The sequence below is a fragment of the Saccharothrix luteola genome (assembly GCF_020859565.1).
Lineage (GTDB): Bacteria > Actinomycetota > Actinomycetes > Mycobacteriales > Pseudonocardiaceae > Actinosynnema > Actinosynnema luteola.
Map to the genome: position 1 here is coordinate 193,432 of NZ_JAJHUO010000019.1, position 20,841 is coordinate 214,272.

The 20,841-nt window shown below is 74.0% G+C and carries 13 protein-coding genes; 4 read left to right on the top strand and 9 right to left on the bottom strand.

What is annotated here, in order from left to right; genetic code table 11:
* The first annotated feature begins 29 nt into the window (after window positions 1–29).
* Entirely contained in the window at window positions 30–782 is a 753-nt protein-coding gene (locus tag LNK82_RS26310) for a hypothetical protein (RefSeq protein ID WP_230569674.1), read from the top strand.
* A gap of 176 nt (window positions 783–958) precedes the next feature.
* Here the strand turns inward: LNK82_RS26310 and LNK82_RS26315 are convergent, their stop codons facing one another.
* The 3 genes from LNK82_RS26315 to LNK82_RS26325 all read right to left on the bottom strand — a co-directional run bounded on the left by LNK82_RS26315 (window position 959) and on the right by LNK82_RS26325 (window position 6,794).
* A complete protein-coding gene (locus LNK82_RS26315) occupies window positions 959–1,558 on the bottom strand; it encodes an acetoacetate decarboxylase family protein (RefSeq protein WP_230569675.1) in 600 nt (199 codons plus the stop codon).
* A 121-nt stretch (window positions 1,559–1,679) separates the two neighbouring features.
* On the bottom strand, window positions 1,680–5,429 hold the full coding sequence (locus LNK82_RS47910) for a DEAD/DEAH box helicase (RefSeq protein WP_230569676.1): 3,750 nt from the start codon (window positions 5,427–5,429) through the stop codon (window positions 1,680–1,682).
* Window positions 5,430–5,663: 234 nt separating this feature from the next.
* On the bottom strand, window positions 5,664–6,794 hold the full coding sequence (locus LNK82_RS26325; protein ID WP_230569677.1) for an alkaline phosphatase family protein: 1,131 nt from the start codon (window positions 6,792–6,794) through the stop codon (window positions 5,664–5,666).
* 37 nt (window positions 6,795–6,831) lie between these two features.
* Between LNK82_RS26325 and LNK82_RS26330 the strand changes: the two genes are divergently transcribed.
* Window positions 6,832–7,338 (top strand): DinB family protein, encoded by a 507-nt coding sequence (locus LNK82_RS26330; RefSeq protein WP_230569678.1) that lies wholly within the window; start codon window positions 6,832–6,834, stop codon window positions 7,336–7,338.
* Between the two features lie 8 nt (window positions 7,339–7,346).
* On the opposite strand, the gene LNK82_RS26335 is transcribed toward LNK82_RS26330, so the two are convergent.
* The 3 genes from LNK82_RS26335 to LNK82_RS48640 all read right to left on the bottom strand — a co-directional run bounded on the left by LNK82_RS26335 (window position 7,347) and on the right by LNK82_RS48640 (window position 10,128).
* Window positions 7,347–7,985, bottom strand: coding sequence for a hypothetical protein (locus LNK82_RS26335; RefSeq protein ID WP_230569679.1), 639 nt, complete (start codon window positions 7,983–7,985; stop codon window positions 7,347–7,349).
* A complete protein-coding gene (locus LNK82_RS26340) occupies window positions 7,925–9,697 on the bottom strand; it encodes an HAD-IC family P-type ATPase (protein WP_230569680.1) in 1,773 nt (590 codons plus the stop codon). The genes LNK82_RS26335 and LNK82_RS26340 overlap by 61 nt, the downstream gene beginning before the upstream one ends.
* 95 nt (window positions 9,698–9,792) lie before the next feature.
* A complete protein-coding gene (locus LNK82_RS48640) occupies window positions 9,793–10,128 on the bottom strand; it encodes a hypothetical protein (protein WP_230569681.1) in 336 nt (111 codons plus the stop codon).
* A 147-nt stretch (window positions 10,129–10,275) separates the two neighbouring features.
* Between LNK82_RS48640 and LNK82_RS26350 the strand changes: the two genes are divergently transcribed.
* Both LNK82_RS26350 and LNK82_RS26355 read left to right on the top strand, forming a co-directional pair.
* Window positions 10,276–12,609, top strand: coding sequence for a phosphoketolase family protein (locus LNK82_RS26350; protein ID WP_230569682.1), 2,334 nt, complete (start codon window positions 10,276–10,278; stop codon window positions 12,607–12,609).
* Window position 12,610: 1 nt separating this feature from the next.
* Window positions 12,611–13,681 carry an acetate/propionate family kinase gene (locus LNK82_RS26355; RefSeq protein ID WP_230569683.1) on the top strand — a complete coding sequence of 357 codons (1,071 nt, stop codon included), beginning with the start codon at window positions 12,611–12,613 and terminating at the stop codon, window positions 13,679–13,681.
* Here the strand turns inward: LNK82_RS26355 and LNK82_RS26360 are convergent.
* From LNK82_RS26360 to LNK82_RS47915, 3 genes are all read right to left on the bottom strand, one after another.
* Complete coding sequence (locus tag LNK82_RS26360; protein ID WP_230569684.1) at window positions 13,671–14,141, bottom strand: hypothetical protein; 471 nt, start codon at window positions 14,139–14,141, stop codon at window positions 13,671–13,673. The two genes, LNK82_RS26355 and LNK82_RS26360, sit on opposite strands and share 11 nt — an antisense overlap.
* A gap of 135 nt (window positions 14,142–14,276) precedes the next feature.
* Window positions 14,277–16,559: an ATP-binding protein gene (locus LNK82_RS26365; protein WP_230569685.1), complete on the bottom strand. Its 2,283-nt coding sequence runs from the start codon at window positions 16,557–16,559 to the stop codon at window positions 14,277–14,279.
* Between the two features lie 284 nt (window positions 16,560–16,843).
* Window positions 16,844–20,812, bottom strand: coding sequence for a CHAT domain-containing protein (locus tag LNK82_RS47915; RefSeq protein ID WP_230569686.1), 3,969 nt, complete (start codon window positions 20,810–20,812; stop codon window positions 16,844–16,846).
* Window positions 20,813–20,841 lie beyond the last annotated feature (29 nt).

Sequence of the window (20,841 nt, forward strand, 5' to 3'; positions counted from 1 at the left end):
GCGCCCGTACCCACACAGGAAGGTGGTCCATGAGGCACACACGTCCGCAGTTCGGCAGGAAACGCGCGGTGGTGATCGGTGCGGTCGGCGTGGCGGCGATGGTGGTCACCGCGGTGGCCGCCCTCGCCACCGCCGGTGGCGGCGACGGGCAGGCGATCGTCTGCCCGTCGCCGGTCGGCGCGCTGTCCGCCGTGCCCGACGCGGCGAAGACCGAGGTCGCCCGGGAACTCGCGAACCTGGACAAGCAGCTCGGCGAGGCCAACGAGCGGTTGGCGCGATCGGAGGGCGAGGGCGGGCCGAACTTCGTGGACAACGCGATCCTGGGTCCGTTGGCGAGCAAGCGGACCGCCGCGTTGGACCGGATCGGGATCGCCATCGGCCGGGTCGCCGGGCAGCGGCCGGACGGGCTGGAGGACTTCGCCGAGTGCGCGCTGGGCGAGGCGGGCGACGTCGTCGAGGTCACCTCGCCCCCCGTCGTGGAGGAGGTCGGCGAGCAGGTGATCGAGTGCCCGTCGCCCGTGGGCGCGTTGGCGGAGGTGCCCGCGGCGGCTCAGGACGAGGTGGCGCGGGAGTTGGCGAACCTCGACGAGCAGGTGGAGGAGGCGAACGAGCGGCTGGTCGAGACCGAGGGCCAGGGTGGGCCGAACTTCGTGGACAACGCGATCCTGGGTCCGTTGGCGAGCAAGCGGACCGCCGCGTTGAACCGGATCGAGACGGCGATCGGTCGGGTCGCGGAGAAGCCCGAAGGGCTGGAGCGGTTCGCGGAGTGCTCGGTGGCGTGAGCGGAAGGTCCTGGTCGGTTCGGGTGTGCGCCCGGACCGACCAGCGCCGTTCGGGGCGAGCCGGCCAGGCCGGTCGGGAAGCGGTCGAGGCCCTGGCCGAACAGGGCGTCCCGGTCGGGGTCGTCGAGGTGGTCGTTGGCGGCCAGGGAGGCGGAGGTGCCGGAGCCGGTCCGGTCCTAGCGGTGGCGCGGCCCGAACGTCAGCCGCAGCCCGTGGACGGCGACGCTGACCAGCGGCCGGTGGGGGAGCAGCCACGCCAGTCCGCCCGTCGGGTCGACGTGCCAGCGGGCGCGGACCGGGGCCACGCGGCCGGTGGCGCGCAGCGGCGTGCGGGCCAGGCCGTCACCGAACGCCTGCCAGGTCGAGCCGACCGCCGGCAGCCGCACGCCGAACCGGGGCGTTCGTGCCCGGATCGAGGCGATCGGACCGTGCTCGTCCCGGGCGGACGCGGCGAGGTCCCGACCCCACTCGAACTCGGCCGGTTCCTTCGGGATGCCCCACAGCTCCCGGCCGCCCGCCCGCGACGCCGGGCTGTCGACCCAGATGCGCGTGATCGACACCCCGAACCGCAGGCCACGCCGCACCAGTACGGCGGCCAGCACCTCGTGGTAGGCCAGGCCGGGCGGTCGGTAGTCCACGAAGGCCGTCCCGACCACGGCCCGCCCGAACGCGGTCACCGGCCGCACCGGCAGCGGTGGCAGCGCCGTCGCCCGGACCAGCCACACCGACACGCACGCGCGACCGTGCAGCTCCCACGGCTCCGGCGGATAGGTCACCGATCACCCCTCCCGGCTCCATTGTCGGGCCACGACGACATCACGCGCTCGGCACCACCTCGACGCCGCGTTCAGCCGGAGCCTCGCGCCGGTGTTGGCCGAGGCGCTCGACCGCGGGTAGTCATCGGCCCAGCCCTCGGCGGGTCCGTGCCGGTGGCGGTGGGGTGCCTTCGGTGTCGAGGGCGGTGTAGGCGGTGAGCCAGCCGGTGGCGCGGTAGTCGCCGCGGCGGGTGAAGACGGCCACCCCGGTTTCGGTCGGGTCGTCGTCGTCCGCCGGTGGATAGGCGACGGTCGCGGCCGTCGTCGGCGTCGTCCAGGTCCGGCCACGCCAGGCGACCGCGGTCGCGCCCGTGCCGCCCGTGACGGTGGCGTTGTCGGCGTGCGCGGTGAGGGTGTGGTTGGTGGTGCGCTCGCGCAGCAACGCGGTGTAGCCGGCGTGGTCCAGGACGCAGCCCGCCGGTGAACGCCCAGGTGGCCAGTCCGGCGCGCGCAGACCCCGCGCGACCGCCGAGCGCCACAGGCCCGGCACCACGTCCCTGAGGTGGGCGCGGGTGGCCATCTCCTCGCACATCCACAGCAGCCTGCCCGCGCCGCGGCCCGGTGCGAGGCTCCGCCAGCGGACGCGGTGGTCGAGGTCGGCGGCCACCACGGCGATCCACGGGTGCACGGTGCCCAGCACGCCCTGCGCGGCCAGCCACGCCAGGAACCTCGGCGCCTGCTCGTACACCGGGTGCAGGGTGGCCAGCGGGATGCCGCCCGCCACGCGCCGCTTCCCGTCGAACAGGTGCGGCGACCGTGCCGCGAGCAGCAGCGCCGCCCACGCCAGGTCGCCCGGCGCGGTGGTCGTCTGCGAGCCGAGGCCCTTGACCGACGTCGTGTGGGTGATCTGCGACGTCTTGCCGCCCGCCTTGATCACCGTGGCCACGGCCGGCCGCACCGGCTCCGGCACCGGGATGCCCGCCAGGTCGCGGACGGCGACCGACAGGACCAGGCTGAGCGCGTTCTCCGCCTCGTCCGGGTCGTGCGGCACGGGCAGCAGACCCAGCGTGCGGCGCAACCGGTGGCCGGTGTGGGTGGACACCATCATCCGCGCGGTGAGGCGGCCCAGTTCGGTGATGTCGAGCCGGTCGCCGGTCGACGTCAGGTGACCCTCGTCCACCAGGAAGGCCACGGCCTCCTGCACCGGCTCCAGGTCGTCGTCGCCCTGCGCGTGCGCCAGCGTCTCGACCCACCACGCCTGCGCGTCGTCCACCGTGCCGATCCGGCCCTGGAGCACTTCGGCCAGCACGTGGTCGGGCAGGGAGTCGCGGATCCGCGAGTAGACCGAGTACCCGGCCACCAGCCTGGTCTGCCAGTCGGCGCGCTGCGTCTCGTCGACGATCAGGTACGACCAGCCCTCGGTCTCGCCCGCGCCGATGCGCCCGGCCCGGCCGAACATCTGCAGCACGGTGGACGTGTCGATCGGCTCGCCGCCGATGGAGACGTCGCGCACGATCACGGCCCGTGCGGGCAGGTTCACACCGGCGGCGACGGTGGACGTGGCGACCAGGACGTCCGCCTCACGTGCGCGGAAGGCCCGTTCGGCGGCGTGCTTGTGCTCGTAGTCGGCGTAGTGCAGGCGGACGCCGACCTCCGCGCACGCCTTGGTCAGGCCGTCGACGTCGTCGGGGGCGACGGTGTGCACGGGCGCGCCCCGGTCGGCGGCGATCGCCATCGCGGTGGAGCGGACGTTGCGCTTGGAACCGCAGAACACCAGCACGCTGCCGCCCTCGGCGGTGTGCCGCTGGGTCAGGTCGAGCACGACCTGCTCGCGCAGCCGGTTGTTCGCGGTGAAGCCGGAGGCGGCCGGGATCGTCGGCAGCTGCCAGGTCACCTTGGACGGTCGCCAGGTCGTGGCCACGAGGTCGGCTTCCAGCCACTCGGCGACCTCGGCGGCGTTGGAGACGGTCGCCGAGAGCCCCACGATCCGGACCGGCGAGTCGATGCCGCGGACGCGGGCCAGCAGGGCTTCCAGCAACGCGCCGCGGTTGGGGCTGCCGAGCAGGTGGATCTCGTCCACGACGAGGCAGCCGACCTCGCCGAGGGCGGCCTGGAGGGAGGACGCGCGGCAGATCGCCTCGAACTTCTCGGTGGTGGCGACCCAGAGGTCGGCCGCTTTGACGGCTTCGACGTCGACGGCGTACTCGCCGGAGAGGCGTTCGACGCGGAGGCCCTCGTCGCGCCAGGTTTCCAGTTCGCGGTCGAGTTCGTCGGTGAGCGAGCGCTGGGGGACGAGCCAGGCGGCTTTGCGGCCTTCGTGCAGGATCGCCTTGAGCACGGCCAGCATGCCCATCGCGGTCTTGCCCGCGCCGGTCGGTGCGGTGATCAGCAGGTGGGAGTCGCCGTCGACCAGGTGAGGTGCGGCTTGGGCTTGGGCGGGGTTGAGCACGGGGAAGGGAAGGAACCGCGTCCAGTCGGCGGGCACGTGCCGGGTGACCGGGACGGGGTCGGGCACGTCGTCGGCGTTGGTCGGTTCGTGCAGGTCCCACAGCATCTCGAAGGCCAGGCGAGCCGCTCTCGCCCCCTCGCCGACGACCGATTCGCACCGCTCCGGCACCACGCCGCCGACGTCGGACAGCCAGGCGGTGGCGGCGGTCGCGGACACTTCCTCCTGCTCCAGCCAGTGGCGGATGGCGCGGAACGGCACCCCGGCCGCTTCGAGTCGTTCCTTGAGCGGGGTGAATGCGGACAAATCGGGCAAAACGACCCGAGCGTCCACGCCGGCGGGTAGGTCGGGCACGTCGAACGCGGGGTCGACCGTCTTGCACCACCACACGGGCCGCGACTCCAGCGCCGCCAATGCCGGAGGCAACACGGGCACCGCCGCCGAACGCGCCGCCGGCACGACCTCGGAACCGCTGAGGATCGACCGGATCCGAGCCGCCATCGCCACGGTGGACACGCGCCGCCCCACCCGAACCCGCGCCTCACCCCCGTTGTCGACCGGCCCGTCCGCCGCCTCCACCTCGGCGTCCACGACCTCACCGCGTGATCCGCCCGCCCGCTGCGCGTCCGCCCGCCGCCCGGAATCCGCCGCCCCCGGCCGCCGCGAACCGTCCTCCGGCGACCCCGCACCGGGTTCCGGCCGCCGCGAATCCGACGCCGAGGCCGCGGACCGTGACCCCGGTCGTCGCGAACCGGTCTCCGGCGATCCTGCACCGGATTTCGGCCGCGAGCCCGCCGACTGCGAACCCGCCGCCGGCCGCCGCGAACCCCCGTCCGGCGATCCGGCACCCGATTCCGGCCGCTGCGAACCCGTCTCCGGCGAGCCGGAACTCGCCGCCGGCTGCCGCGAACCCGACCCCGGCGGCAGGTCCAGCCCGGTCTCGGGGTCGCCGATCCCGGTGCCCGGCGCGGTGGCGCGGTCGGCTCGCGTCGGCGGGTTCCGGGGTGGTTCCTGGGGCTCGGGCGGCGCGGCAGGCGGCCGGGCAGGGGCCGGTGGGCGGCCGGTGGCCGGTGGTCGGATGGCGCGCGAGCTGCGGGCCAGGGCTTCGAGTTGGGCGTCCTCCGCGAGGCGGCGCGAGACGGCGTCCGGGCGCAGGTCGCCGAGCACCGAGCGTTGCGCGAGCTTCAACTCCCGCAGCGTGAACGAAGCGGGGCACGCGGGGCACGCGACGGCGGCCTGCAGCTGCTGCCTGCCACGATCCGGGTGGGCGCGGTACAGGCCGTGCAGCTCGCCTTCGCACTTCGGGCACCGCCGGTCGATGGGCACGGGCGACAGCTGCCAGCCCGGCTCGGCGTACCGCGCGATCGCGGGCTCCGGGCGGACACCCCACCTGGCCTCCACGACCCCGGCGACCGAGGTGTCCACGACGGGCGACCCGTGCTCCACTCGTCGCCTCCCGTTCCCGGCCGCGGTCGTGTCGGCGGCCGGGTGGCACGGCCCAGCGCCTCCCGGCGCGGTCCCAGCGCTCCTGGAGCGCCGGGCGTCCCCTGGCGGCCGACACGTGATGCTATGCCGAGCCGCGTCCGGGCGGCTGCGGCGGTGACGGGGTGGGGCTGGTCGGCGCTCGGTCTATCCAACCGATGTACGAGAACAGTGTTTCCGTACATTTTCGGGCCATGATCACCCGATCGTGTTCAAGACCGGAATCTGCTGTTCCTCCTCCGTCAGCGAGCCGTGGTGCCCGACAAAGGTAGTGAGTCCCGGCTCCACCGTCGAACGCACCACCGCCAGCGAGCCCTTCGCGGCCACCACCAGGTCGCCGATCCGCGGCAGCACGTGGTCGTCCACCCGAGGCCCGAACCACCCCGCCGCCACGGCCTCCGCACGCGACGCGATCCACGCCCGATCACCCAACCGCCGCACCCACCGCGCCCGCACCGCCTCCACCGCCGACGTGTAGACGTGCCGCACCCGCGCCTCGCCGCCGAGCAACCGCACCCCGTCACGCAGCACGTCGTCGGTGTCGAAGTCCACTTTGTCGTCCGCCGCCACCATCCCGTGGTCGGCCGTCACGACCAACGCCCCACCGGCCGGCAACCCGTCGGCCACCGCCGCCGCCAACCGGTCGACGAACCGCAACTGCCACCGCCACGCCGCACTGCCCGGCCCGTACACGTGCCCGAGCGCGTCCAGATCGGCGTGGTAGGCGTAGCAGAGCACCCGGTCGGCCGACTGCATGGCCTCCGCCACCCGCGCCACCAGGTCGCCGAACCCGAGCACGCCCTGGAACCGCCCACCCCGCAGCACGGCCCGCGTCAGCCCGCTGCCCTTCTGCTCGCGCGGCAGCACGAGCCGCACCGCCACCCCGGCGTCGGCCGCCGCCTCGAACGCCGTCCGCCGCGGCTGCACCTCCTCCGGCACGAGCACGTCCCGCAGGTCGACGTGCGGGGTCGCCCCGTACCGCGACCACCGCAACGCGTTCAGCACCTCGCCACCGTCGGCGAACGAGTACCCGACCAACCCGTGCTCACCGGTCGGCACCCCGGTGCCCAACGCGGCCAGGCTGCTCGCCGTCGTCGACGGGAACCCGGCCGTGATCGGCGGGCCCGCCAACGACGACAGGAACGGCGCGTCCGCCTCGTGCTCCCGCAACAACCGCCACCCGAGACCGTCCACGAGTAGCACGCACACCCGGGACGGGCCGGAGATGCCGAGCACGTCCACCATCCCCGGCACGCCGAGCCCGGCGAGCACCGACGGCACGACGTCGGCCAGCGATCCGCCCCCGTACCGGGGCACCAGCGGGTCCATGGCACGCGACCCTAGCCCTCCCGGGACCATGGACCCCATGACCACCGAACGCGTCGGCCCACCCCTGCGCGCCGACGAACGCGAGACGCTGCGCGCGTTCCTCGACTACCACCGCGCCACCCTGGCCATGAAGTGCGACGGCCTGTCCACCGAGGACCTGCGCCGCCGCTCCATGCCGCCGTCCACGCTCACCCTGCTCGGCCTGGTCCGGCACATGGCCGAGGTCGAGCGGACCTGGTTCCGGCGCGTGATCAACCACGAGGACGTCCCGCTGGTCTGGTCGGCCGACGGCGACTTCCAGGTCGCCTACGACGCCTCCACCGCGACCAGGTCCGAGGCGTTCGAGGCCTGGCGGACCGAGGTCGAGCACGCCCGTCGCATCGAGCGGGAGGCCGAGTCGCTCGACGTCACGGGCCACCACGAGCGCTGGGGCGAGGACGTGTCGCTGCGCCTGGTCATGCTCCACGTGATCCACGAGTACGCCCGGCACAACGGCCACGCCGACTTCCTGCGCGAGGGCATCGACGGCACGGTGGGCGCGTAACGCCACAGTCAGGCCGCGGTCGGCCGGCTGATCCGGCCGACCAGTTCCACCAACGCCGCCGCCACGGCACCCACCACCGCACCCACGAACAGCCGCTGCGGCGTCACGTCCAGCAGGAACACGTCCGTCGCCAGCACCGGCACGGCGAGGATCACCGCCGCCGTCGTCGCCATGCCGGCCAGCAGCGCCACCTTCCACCCCGTCAACGGCCGCGCCAGCAGCGACAACGTCCACAGCGACGCCACCAGCACCACGACCGTCGCCACCGTCTGACCGGCCACCCGCCCGCCGGCCGGGTCGAGCGAGCGGATCGCGAGGTCGCCGCCGAACGCGGCCAGCCCGATCACCACACCCGTGGGCACGGCCAGCCGCAGCACGCGCCCCAGGAACCCGGGCACGTAACGGCGGCGGTTCGGAGCGAGGGCGAGCACGAAACCCGGGACGCCGATCGTCACCGTCGAGATCATGGTGAGCTGGATCGGGGCCAACGGGTAGGCGATCCCGCTCGCCAGCACGACCAGCGCCAACACCAGCGAGTACACGTTCTTCACCAGGAACAGGTTCGCCGCGCGCTCGATGTTGGCGATCACCCGCCGACCCTCCGCGACCACGTCCGGCAGGTGCGCGAACCGGCTGTCCAGCAGCACGAGCTGCGCGACCGCCCTGGTCGCGGCGCGCCGTTGCCCATCGCCACGCCGATGTCGGCGTCCTTCAGCGCCATCGCGTCGTTGACACCGTCACCGGTCATCGCGACCACGTGCCCGCGCCGCTGCAACGCGCCCACCACCGCCCGCTTCTGCTGCGGCGTGACCCTCCCGTACACGGCGGAGGTCTCCAGCACGTCGGCGAGCGCGTCCGGGTCGTCGGGCAGCGTGCGCGCGTCGACCGCCTCGCCCGCGTCGGAGATGCCGGGCAAGCCGACCGACACCGCGACCGCGCCGACCGTGCGCGGGTTGTCGCCGGAGATCACCTTCAGCGTCACGCCCTGCTCGGCGAAGTACCGCACCGTGTCGGCGGCGTCGTCGCGGATCCGTTCGGCGAGCACGACCAGCGCGCGTGCGGCGAGGCCGGCGGGCAGCGACGTGCCCTCGGCGGGGGAGTGGGCCGAGGCGAGGACCAGCACGCGCTTGCCCCGCGCAGCCAGGTCGGCGGCGCGTTCGGCCGGCGGTCCGCCCTCGGGGAACACCATCTCCGGCGCGCCGAGCACCCACGTGCCGTGACCAAGGGCGTCCACAGAGGACCACTTCCGGCTCGACGAGAACGGCACGCCTCCCGTGCGCTGCCAAGTGGTGGAGGAGAACTCCTCGGCCAGCGCGGCGGACGTGGCGTTCGCGTCGGGCGCCGTGGCCAGCAACGCCAGCGCCTCCCGGACGTCGTCCTGCGGTCCGTCGGCCAGGAGCTGGTCGAACACGATGTCGCCGTGCGTGAGCGTGCCCGTCTTGTCGAGGCAGACGACGTCGACGCGGGCCAGCACCTCCACCGCCGGCAGCTCCTGCACCAGGGTCTGCTTCCGCGCGAGGGCCACCGCGGCGAGCATGAACGCCAGACTGGTGAGCAGCACCAGCCCTTCGGGGACCATGCCGACCAGCGCCGCGACCGCGCCGGTCATCGCCTCCTGCCAGTCGTCGGTGTCGGGGCTGCGCAGTTGGCCCCACAGCAGCAGCGGGCCGACCACCAGCATCATCAGCGAGATCCACCGCAGCAGCTTGTTCGTGCCCGCGACCAGCTCGGACCGCACCACGGTGAACCGGCGCGCCTCGGCGGTGAGCCGGGTCGCGTAGGCGTCCTCGCCGACCGCCGTCGCCTGGAACCGGCCCGACCCGGCGACCACGATCGAGCCGGAGCGCACGTCGTCGCCGACGGCCTTGTGGACGGGCTCGGACTCGCCGGTCAGCAGCGACTCGTCCACCTCCAGGCCGTCGGCCGCGGTGACCACGCCATCGGCCACGACCTGGTCGCCCGCGCGCACGGTGATCAGGTCGTCGGCCACCACGTCGCCGACGTCGACCTCGGACGTCACACCGTCGCGCGTCACCCGGGCGCGTGGCGCGTTGAGCACGGCGAGCCGGTCGAGGGTGCGCTTGGCGCGCAGCTCCTGGACCACGCCGATCGCCGTGTTGGCCACGACGACCAGCCCGAACAGGCCGTTCTGCCAGCGCCCGGTGGCCAGGATGACCAGGAACAACGCGGTCAGCAGGCCGTTGAACGGCGTGATGACGTTCGCCCGGACGATCTGAGCCGTGCTGCGGCTCGTGCGGGACCGGACGGCGTTGGTCCGCCCGTCGGCGACGCGCTCCGCGACCTCCGCCGCGCTCAACCCCGCCGCCCGCTCCGCCCGCACGCCGGCGACCTCGGACACAGCCACCTCCCGCGCCCATGGTCACCCGCCGCGTCGCTCCCCGCCCGCCAGTGCGGCCGCGCCGGTCGTCGTCGGACACCCGGCACGGGGCTGGTTCAGGGCGTGAGCAGCGTTTTGATGGCCCGGCGCTCGTCCATCGCCCGGTAGCCCTCGGCAGCCTGGTCCAGCGGCAGCGTGAGGTCGAAGACGCGGCCCGGGTCGATCCGCCCGTCGCAGATCAGCTCGACCAGCTCGGGCAGGAAGCGGCGCACGGGCGCGGGGCCGCCGTGCAGGTGCACGTGGGAGAACGTACTCGTGCCCCATCGGAGCCGGGCCGTCGACCGCCTCGACCCCCGGTAGGGCCACAGGTCCGACCCGCACACGCACGCCGCGGACAGCCGGATGACCGCGTCGGTCGGCTCGACGATCACCGGATCGTCGCGTTTCTCCACCCGGACGTCACTCGGGCGTGCAGCAGGACACCACGCACGACGGCCCTCCTCCGCTCGCGAACGCCCGCCAGTACAGACCGCGGCGCCGGCTCCCGCGAGCGGGCGCTCGAGTTTCGGACCCCCGTGATCAGAGCTAGCGTCGGGACCATGCCGTCGACCGAGCGGACCGCGGACGACCTGGACCTGCTGGACGCCTACTGGCGTGCGGCGAACTACCTGTCCGTCGGACAGATCTACCTGCTCGACAACCCGCTGCTGCGCGAGCCGCTGCGCCCCGAGCACGTCAAGCCCCGCCTGCTCGGCCACTGGGGCACGACCCCCGGCCTCAACCTCCTCTACGCGCACATGAACCGCGCCATCCGGCAACGCGACCTGAACACCCTCTACGTCACCGGACCCGGCCACGGCGGTCCCGGGCTCGTCGCCAACGCCTACCTGGAAGGCACCTACAGCGAGGTCTACTCGGGCATCGGCGAGGACCTCGACGGCCTGCGCGCGTTGTTCCGCCAGTTCTCCTTCCCCGGCGGCATCCCGAGCCACGTCGCGCCGGAGACACCCGGCTCGATCCACGAAGGCGGCGAGCTCGGGTACGCCCTGCTGCACGCGTACGGCGCGGTGTTCGACAACCCCGACCTCCTGGCGCTGTGCGTGGTCGGCGACGGTGAGGCGGAGACCGGGCCCCTGGCCGCCAGTTGGCACTCGAACAAGTTCCTCGACCCCGCCCGCGACGGCGTCGTGCTGCCCGTGCTGCACCTCAACGGCTACAAGATCGCCAATCCCGCGGTGCTGGCGCGCATCCCGGACGACGAGCTGGCCTCCTTGCTGCGCGGCTACGGCCACACGCCGCACTTCGTCGTCGGCGACGAGCCCAAAGCCGTGCACGAACAGCTCGCGTCCACATTGGACACCGTGCTGGACGACATCGCCGAGATGAAGCGGTCGGCGCGACGCCCGCCGTGGCCGGTGATCGTGCTGCGCACCCCGAAGGGCTGGACCGGACCGCGCGAAGTGGACGGGAAGCAGGTCGAGGGCACGTTCCACGCGCACCAGGTCCCGCTCGCCGCCACCCGCACCGACGACGGGCACCGCGCGCTGCTGGAGGAGTGGTTGCGCAGCTACCGGCCCGAGGAGCTGTTCGACGACGACGGCAGGCTCGTGCCCGAACTGCGCGCCCTCGCGCCCACCGGCGACCGGCGGATGAGCGCCAACCCGCACACCAACGGCGGTCGGCTGCTGCGCGACCTGCGGATGCCCGACTTCCGCGACCACGCGGTGACCGTCGACCGGCCCGCCGTCGCGAGCAGCGAGGCGACCAGGGTGCTCGGCGGGTTCCTGCGCGACGTGGTGCGCCTCAACCCGGACAACTTCCTCGTCCTGGGCCCGGACGAGGTGGCGTCCAACCGGCTGTCGGCCCTGTTCGACGTGACGGGCCGCAAGTGGCGGGCGGACACCGTGCCCGGCGACGACCACCTCGCACCGGACGGCCGGGTGCTGGAGGTGCTGTCGGAGCACCTGTGCCAGGGCTGGCTGGAGGGCTACCTGCTCACCGGCAGGCACGGCCTGTTCACCAGCTACGAGGCGTTCATCCACATCGTCGACTCGATGCTCAACCAGCACGCCAAGTGGCTCAAGACGACCCGGGCGATCCCGTGGCGCGCGCCGCTGGCGTCGTTGAACTACCTGCTGTCGTCGCACGTCTGGCGGCAGGACCACAACGGGTTCAGCCACCAGGACCCCGGTTTCCTCGACCACGTGGTGAACAAGAAGGCCGAGATCGTCCGCGTCTACCTGCCGCCCGACACCAACACGCTGCTGTCGGTCGCGGACCACTGCCTGCGCAGCAGGCACTACGTGAACGTGATCGTGGCGGGCAAGCAACCCGCGCTGACGTACCTGGACATGCCGGACGCGGTCGCGCACTGCGCGCGCGGCCTGGGCATCTGGGACTGGGCGGGCACCACCGAGGGCGAGCCGGACGTGGTGCTGGCCTGCGCGGGCGACATCCCGACGCTGGAGACCCTGGCCGCCGCGAAGCTGCTGCGCCGGCACCTGCCCGACCTGAAGGTGCGCGTGGTCAACGTGGTGGACCTCATGCGCCTGCAACCGGACACCGAGCACCCGCACGGCCTGCCGGACCGCGACTTCGACGCGCTGTTCACCGAGGACAAGCCGGTGATCTTCGCGTTCCACGGCTACCCGTGGCTCATCCACCGCCTCACCTACCGCCGCACGAACCACGCCAACCTGCACGTGCGCGGCTACAAGGAGGAAGGCACCACGACCACGCCGTTCGACATGGTGATGCTCAACGACCTGGACCGGTTCCACCTGGTGATGGACGTGATCGACCGGGTGCCGTCGCTGGGCGGCGCGGCGGCGTCGCTGCGGCAGCGCATGGCGGACGCCCGGCTCGCCGCGCGCCAGCACACCCGCGAGCACGGCGAGGACGACCCGGCGATCGCCGGCTGGACGTGGGGCTGACGTGCGGGTCCTGGTGGTCAACGCGGGCTCGTCCAGCCTGAAGCTGCGGCTGCTGGCGGCCGACGACGAGGTGGAGCGCACCGCCGACGTCGAGCCGGACCCGGAGCGGCTCGCCGACGTGCTGGAGGACTGGCCGACACCGGACGCCGTGGGGCACCGCGTGGTGCACGGCGGCACGCGGTTCACCGATCCCGTCGTGCTGGACGACCTGGTGCGGCAGGCGCTGGTCGACCTGACCTCGCTCGCGCCGCTGCACCAGCCGAAGTCGTTGGCGGGCCTGGACGCCGTGCACCGGCTGCTGCCGGACGTGCCGGCGGTCGCGTGCTTCGACACCGCGTTCCACACCACCATCCCCGCGTCGGCGGCCACTTACGCCGTGCCCCGGGAGTGGCGGGACCGGTACGCGATCCGCCGCTACGGCTTCCACGGCCTGTCCCACGCCTACTGCGCGCGCCGGGTGGCCGAACTCGTGTCGCCCGGCCTGCGGCTCGTCAGCTGCCACCTGGGTGCCGGCGCGTCGCTGGCGGCGGTCGCCGACGGCCGCAGCGTCGACACGACCATGGGCTTCACCCCGTTGGAGGGCCTGGTGATGGCGACCAGGTCGGGCACGGTCGACCCCGGTCTGGTGCTGTGGCTGGAGGAGCACGAGGAGCTGACCCCGCACGAGGTCGCGACCGCGTTGGAGGAGCGGTCCGGTCTCACCGCGCTGGCCGGCACCGGCGACCTGCGCGAGATCGACGCGGCGGCGGCCGACGGCGACCCGGACGCCGTGCTGGCGCTGGACGTCTACACGCACCGGCTGGTCGGCGGCGTCGCCTCGATGGCCGCCGCGCTCGGCGGTCTCGACGTCCTCGCGTTCACCGGCGGTGTCGGCGAGAAGTCGGCGACGGTGCGCCGCCGTGCCGCCGAGCGGTTGGCGTTCCTCGGGGTGGCGGTCGACCCGGAGCGCAACGACCGGGCCGACGGCGACACCGACATCACCGGTCCGGGCGCAAAAGCCCGAACCCTCGTCGTCACGGCGCGTGAAGACCTGGAGATCGCGCACGGCACCCGAAGCGCGCTCAGCCGCTGACCGCCGTGGAGTCGGACATCACGATGCGCCGTGCCTCAGCGGCGATCCCGGCGTCCAACTGCTCGAAGGTCTGGCCCCGGGCGTACTCGAGCAGGTCGTAGGCGTCGTCCAGTTCCGCCAGGCGCTCGGCCGACGGGAGGGTCTCGTGACCGAGGGTCGAGTGCGCCCACTCGGCGAGAGCCCCGGGTGCGAGGACGCCCGAGACGACGCGCGACGCCATCGCCTTCAGCGCCGCTTCGGCGGCAGCCACCGAGCCTTTCGGGTGGTACTCGAGGCCCACGTCCTCCAACCCTGCTTCGAGCAGCAGCGGCACGTCCTCGTCGGCGTGGTGGATCGACACGGCCGCGAGCGCGCACAGCCCGGGGCCGTCCAGCCCCGCGACCAGCAGGTCGCACGCCGCGCGGACGATGTCGGCGGCGCTGCCCTGGTCGACGTGCCGGAGCGCGACCGCGTCGCGCATGGTGGACAGGTCGATCCCATGGGGTGTTCGGTTGGGGATGTCAGGCGGATTGCCCGGCGCGGACCCCGCACCCGGAGTCGGGCCGCGACGGCCGGACGATCGGCCACCGGAGTAACCGGGTGTTCCGCGGGGTGCTCAGGCGACGGTGTCGATCGCGGCCAGCCGCGAGCGGACCTCCAGCACCTCGGCGGTGCGGTGCTGCGAGTGGTACAGCTCCAACGCTTGCGACCAGGCCTCGCGCGCCTGGTCGTGCTGCCCCAACGCGGAGTGCGCCTGCGCCAGCAGGTCCAGCGTGCTCGCCTCCTCGCCGCGATCGTTCAGGCTGCGCAGCACGGTGATCGCCGCGCGGCAGTGCTCGACCGCCCGCGCGTGGTCGCCGGTGCGGTGGGCGATGTGGCCCAGGCTGCTCAACGTGTACGCCTCGCCGTCGACGTAGCCGACCCGCCGGTGCAGCGCCAACGCCGCCGTGCAGTACTCCGCCGCACGGGTCAGGTCGCCGAGCGCCGCGTGGTACCAGCCGACCGAGTTGAGCATGTTGGCCTCACGGGTACGGTCGTCCAGCCCCCGGTAGAGCTCCAACGCCTCGTAGGCGTGCGTCAACCCGCGTTCGCTGTCGCCCTGCTGGTCCCACGCGGCGGCGAACGCCTCGTGCGTGCGCGCCTGGCCCGCGACGTCACCCGCCCGGTGGAACTCCTCGAGCGCCCGGTGCAGGTGCGCCAGCCCTTCGCGGTGCTCGCCGACGTCCAGCAGCGCCACACCGAGCCGCCGGTGCGCGCGGGCCTGGTCGCCCGGGTCGTCCAGGTGCTCGACGGCGGCGACGGCGGTGCGCCACGTGACGAGGTTGTCCCGGCGGTGCCGCTGCCGGTAGTGGAACGTGTGCATCACCCAGCCCAGCCGCCACGTCGTCGTGTGCCTGCCGTGCCGCGCGGCCAGCTGCTGCGCCTCCATCAGGTTGGCGTGCTCGACCTCGAACCACGTCACCGCGCGGGCCAGGTCGGGCAGCGGGTGCGGCGCCACGCCGGCGACCGGGCGGCCGATCACGATCCGCGGCCGGTACGGGTCGAGCAGGCGTTCTCCGGAGTACGCGGTGTGCAGGTAGAAGTCGAGCAGCCGGGTCGACGCGTCGTGGCGCACCGGCTCGGCCAGGTCCCGCGCCGCCTGCTCGGCCGCGTACAGCCGCACCAGGTCGTGCATCCGGTACCGGCCCGGCGTGTGCTCCTGCACCAGGCTCTCCGCCTCCAGGTCGCGCAGCCGCACCCGGGCCTCGGCGGTGGACGTGCCGATCAGCGCCGCGGCGGCCGGCAACCCGATGTCCGGCCCGGGCGCGAGGCCGAGCAGCCCGAACGCGGCGGCCGTCCGCTCCGCCAACGCCCGGTAGGACCAGGAGAACACGGCCCGCAGGTTGGCCTCGGCGTCGTCGATGTTGAACGCGTCCAACCGGCCCGCGTGGTCGCGCAGCTCGTCGGCCAGGGCGGCCAGCGAGAACTCGGGGTGGCTCGTCGCGCGGGCCGCCACGATGCCCAGCGCCAGCGGCAGGCCCGCGCAGAACGCGACCAAATCGTCCACCGCGCGCGGGTCGGCGGCCAGCCGGTCCGCGCCGAGGTGCCGGGCGAGCAGGTTGCGCGCCTCGCCCTCCGGCAGCACGTCCAGGTCGACCTGGCGGGCGCCGTGCGCGGTGACCAGGCGGGTCAGCCGGCGGCGGCTGGTGATCAGCACCGTGCACGTCGGGCTGCCCGGCAGCAGCGGCACGACCTGCGCCGTGTCACGGGCGTTGTCGAGCACCACGAGCATGCGCTTGCCGGCGATCACGCTGCGGTACAGGCCGGCCTGCGCCTGCGGGTCGGTGGGGATGGTGGCCGGCGCGACGCCCATGGCCTCCAGGAAGCCGCGCACGGCCGCCTCCGGTGGCACCGGCGAGCCGGTGGGGTCGAAGCCGCGCAGGTCGACGTGCAGCTGACCGTCCGGGAACAGGTGCAGGTTGCGGTGCGCCCAGTGCAACGCCAACCACGTCTTGCCGATGCCCCCGGCGCCGCTGATCGCCGAGATCACCACGGCGGCGGGCTGCGCCGCGAGCGCGGCCGTGACGTGCGCCAGCTCCCGTTCCCGCCCGGCGAACCTGGCCGGGGGAGCGGGCAGCTGCCGGGCCACCGGCTCGTCGTGGGCGCCCGCGCTCTCCGACGTCGCCATCGCCCACAGCCGGTGCAGCTCGACCAGCTCGGCCTTGGTCGCGCCGCACGCCCGCGCGATCCTGGCCACCACCTCGAAGTGCTCCGGCACGGCCAAGCCCTGGCAGAAGCGGTGCAGCCCGGAGCTGCTCAGCCCGGTGCGCTCGCCCAGCGTCCGGTAGCTGCGCCCGCTGCGCCGCTTCAGCTCGGCGAGCGCGCGCGCGAACGCGTCCACGTGCCCCGATAACGACATTCCCCGCCCCCTCGATCACCCAGCGTCCCACAGGCCGTCCCACCGGTCCACGTCATCGCAGGTCAACGGATCCGCGGTGTCCCAGCGTCCCGTTGCACTCGCGCCGCCGCGCGCCGGTACGCCACCGTTGAGCACGACGGACCGCCCGACCCGGTGCTCCAGGGGGACGCGGGGTCGCCGGCCCGTCGACGACACCCTGCGGCGGGTGTCGAAGGGGGGCGTCCGACCGCGTCGACGAACGCGACGCGGTCGGACGGGTGAGCCGCGCCGGGTGGCCCGGCACGTCACGGCCCCACGTGCACGTACGGCACCCAGCTGGTCGGCAGCGTGTCCCAGCCCTGGGCCCGCATGTCCCGCACGGCCTCGTGCAGCGCGAACGCTGCGCGGTCGGGTGCGGTCGACGCGCCCAGGTGCCCGTAGAAGCCGCGGGCGACCTCGCCGGCGGTGGCGTCGTGGATCGGCCACAGGGTCGCCACGACGTGCCGGTACCCGGCCAGGTTGAGCCCCGCGCCCAGGTGCAGCGACTCGTCGGGCAGGTCGCCGCCGCTCGCGGTGTCGCACGCCGACAGGTAGGCGAGTTCCGCGCCGAGCCGCAGCCGGGACACGTCGGCGACCGTCAGCCGCTCGTCGTGCAGCAGGAGGCCCGAGGCCGACGGCCGGGACGGGTCCACGACGCCGTGGCAGGCGAAGTGCACGTGGCCGTGCCGCGGGAGGTCGGCGAGCACCCGGTCGCGGACCGCGTCGGCGGAGCGGCGCACGGTGCACCGGCCGGGTGACAGCTCGGCGAGCGCGGCGACCTCCGGCTCGACGTCCAGCGGCACGGCGCCCCGCACCTCGGGGACCGCGACGACGAGCACCCCGTCGCCCCCGGCCGGTTTCCCCTCGCGCGCCAGGGAAAGCGCCCGGATCGTCGGCGTGTACGACGACACCGTGAGGTCGGGCACGGACGCCGGTGTGCCGGGGATGCCCGCGGCGTGCAGTGGCAGCCGGGTCAAGGCGCCGGTCGGGCACCACCACAGCCGGGGCGCCGCGCCGACGTGGGCGAGCACCGGCTCGGCCACCGCCTGCCACAGCCACGCCAGCACGTCGCTCAGCACCGCGTTGTGCGCGACGACCCCGGCGAGGTCGTGCGCGGCGTGCGCCGCGGCGGCCAGTTCGTCCGCGCGTTCCGAGGCGTCCTGCGCCGTCAGGTCCGGCAGCGGCACCACGTCGACCCCGTCGGGCGTCATGACGAGGGCGTCGCAGCGCAGCGCGCTCACGTTGACGATCACGATCGGCCCGTCGGCCGCGGCCCCGAGCAGTTCGGCGCACGGCCGGGGCCGCAGGAAGTCGGCCAGTCCCGGCAGCCCGCGGACCTCGGCCACGGTTTCGTCCCACTGGCGGGCGAGCGCCATGCGCCGGTCGAGCGCGACGGGCGTGGGATCGAGGTCGTCCGTCGCCGCAGGCTCCTCCAGGCCGTCGCGCAACTCCTCCAACCGTTGCGCGAGGTCCGGGCGCGCACCCCGGAGCGCGAGGAAGTCCGTGCGCAGGTCCAGCAGCTGCGACCAGAGCACGGATCGGCCTTGCTCCAGCAGTTCGACAGCGCGCTCCGGCCGACCGGCGGCCAACGCGGTCGCGGCGGCGTCGGAGGCGACGCCCACCAGGTCGAGCAGCTGCCGTTCCTGGTCCTCGCGGCGCAGGCCGTGCCACGCGAGCACCGGGAACAACGCCACGGCCTGCTCGTAGCCCGCCAGCGACGACGCGACGTCGTGCTCGGCGACCGACACGGCCCACAACCGCGCCGCCTGCACCCGCACGATCGCGGCTGATGTGCCCGAGGCCGCCGCCGACAGCGCGTCGACGGCCTCCGCGAGGTCGGCCGGGTCGTGCCCGGCCCGGAACCGGCGGACCAGCACGAGGCCAAGGTTGTGCAGGTGCGTCGCGTGCCTCGTGTCGCCCGCCGTCGTGCGCTCGGCGCACTCCCGCAGCAGGGCGACGGCCTCGTCCAGGTCGCCCGCCTCGCCGCTGACCAGGAAGCGGTCGGCGAGCGAGCCGCCGAGGTTGGACAGGTAGCGCACCCGCCGCGGGTTGCCCGGCCCGACGAGCGCCAGCGCCTCGCGTTGCGCCTCGACGGCGCGGTCGAGGTCGGCAGGGTCACGCCGGACGTGGTAGCGCGTCGCGGCGGCCTTCGAGAGGTTCGTCAGCGACGAGACGCGGGTGGGCGACCCGACGTCCACCGCGGTCGACTCCACGCCGGCGCGCACGGCCTCGTCCAGGTGTCCGAGGTCTCCGGTGACGTGGTAGAGCTGCTCCAACGCGTTGCACAGGTTGGTCAGGTACTCGCCCCGGCGCGAGTCCGTGGTGGCGACCGACGCCAGCGCGGCGCGGTGGGACCCGACCGCCTCCACGACGTCGGCCACCGCGCCCGTCCGCTCGTGCCGGCGGATCAACGCGCTGCCGAGCTGGTTCAGCGCCGCCGGATCCCGGTGGGACGTGACCGCGACGCAGCGCCGCAGCACCGCGACCGCCTCGTCCAGGTCGGCGGGGGCGCCGCCGAAGTCGTAGGCGGTGATCAGCGCGCTCGCGATCGCGCCGAGCCGGGTGGCCGCCATCCCCGCGGGCACCTCGGCACCGGTGATCTCACGGGCGATGGCCGACGCCCGCGCGGCGGACTCCGGGTCGCCGTGCCGGTCGTGGCGGTCGAGGTGCGCCTGCACGAGGTTGGCCAGGTACATCAACCGCTCGGGGTGCCATTGCGGCATGCGGGCGGCGGCCGCGGTGAACAGCTCGATCGCTTCGTCCAGGTCCTCGTCGCCGCCGAACCGCCGCGCCCGCTCGATGAGCGCGGCGGCAAGGCTGTTGAGGTGGTCGGCGTAGCCGAACTCCTCCGGCGGGAACATCTCGATCGACGACCGGTGCCACCGGATCGCCTCGTCGAGGGTCGCCGCGTCGCTCGTCTGGCCGAACGACTTCCGGTAGGCGTTGCCGAGCATCAACCTCGCCCTGGCGCGCACGTTCGCGTCCTCGGTGTCCACCGCGGTCAGCAGCAACTCGACGGCCTCGCCCAGGGCGCCCGCCACGCCGGAGCCGTGCGCCGAGATGAGCGCGCTCGCCAGGTTCGTCACGCAGAAGTCGGTCAACATCCGCTCGCCGCTCGCCGGACCGAGGGCGGCACGCCCCGCCGCGATGCCGTCCGCGATGTCACGCGGGTCTTCGAGCCGTTCGAACCGGCCCAGGTGGGCGAGGCACAACTTGGTGTGCGCCAAGGCGAGCAGCGGCCCTTCGGCCAGGTCCGCGGCGCGTCGCAGCACCTCGATCGCCTCGTCGAAGTCGGCGGTCGCGGCGCCGTTGCCGCCGCGGAAGGTGAGCGCGCCGCCCAGTTCGCTCAGGGCGTGGACGTGCAGCGGCTGACCGGGCTCCGTGGCCTCGACCCCGACGCGGTACAGGGCGATCATGGTGTCCGGCTCCTCCAGCCGCACGTGGTCGCCCAGGTCGACGAGCAGGTCGGCGGCCAGGTCGGCGGTGAGCCCCCGGATCTCGTCGCCCGGGTCGAGTTCGCGCAACGTCCGCGCCATCTCCTCGATCAGCAGGCGGGCCGACTCGGGACCGGGGCTCGTCTCGTACCGCACGGCCCGCAGGTTCACCAGGTTCATCAACGCCACCGGCCGGTAGCGCCACTCCGGTCGCGCCGCCGCGAGGGACGCGGTGAGCACCCGTTCGGCTTCGGCGTGGTCCGGGTCGTCGGGCGCGGCCGGCTGACCTCGCCGGGTCAGGAACGCCCCGAGTTGGCACAGCACCGCGCCGTGGAACTCGTCGTCCGCGGGCAGCCTCCCGACGGCCGCCGTCATCGCCGCCACCGCGCGATCGAGGTCGAGCCGGTCCTCGGTCGCGTCGAACCGGCGGAAGAAGGCGCCGCCCAGGCTGTAGAGGAAGTGCGGGTCGAACTCGTCGCCGCCGGTTCCGACGCCGGTGTCGACGCCGTCCAGCAGGTCGAGCGCGGCCACCAGGTGGTGCGGCAACCCGTCGGGGTGCTCCGCCCGCAGCACGAGGAACCGGTCCAGGTAGGCGGACACGACGTCGGTGCCCGGATCGCCGGCGAAGTACCGGCACCAGCACAGCCACGCCACAGCGGCTAGCGCGTCCGCGTCCCCCACGTCCGCGAGCGCGCCCGCTTCCTCGATCGCCTCGGGCGCCAGGACCGGGTCCGCGTCCCCGTCGTCGAGGAATGCGTCGACCCGCCGGAAGATCGACTCGATCAGTTGACCACTGTCCACACGTCCTCCCTGAATGGGGGTCGCACGCC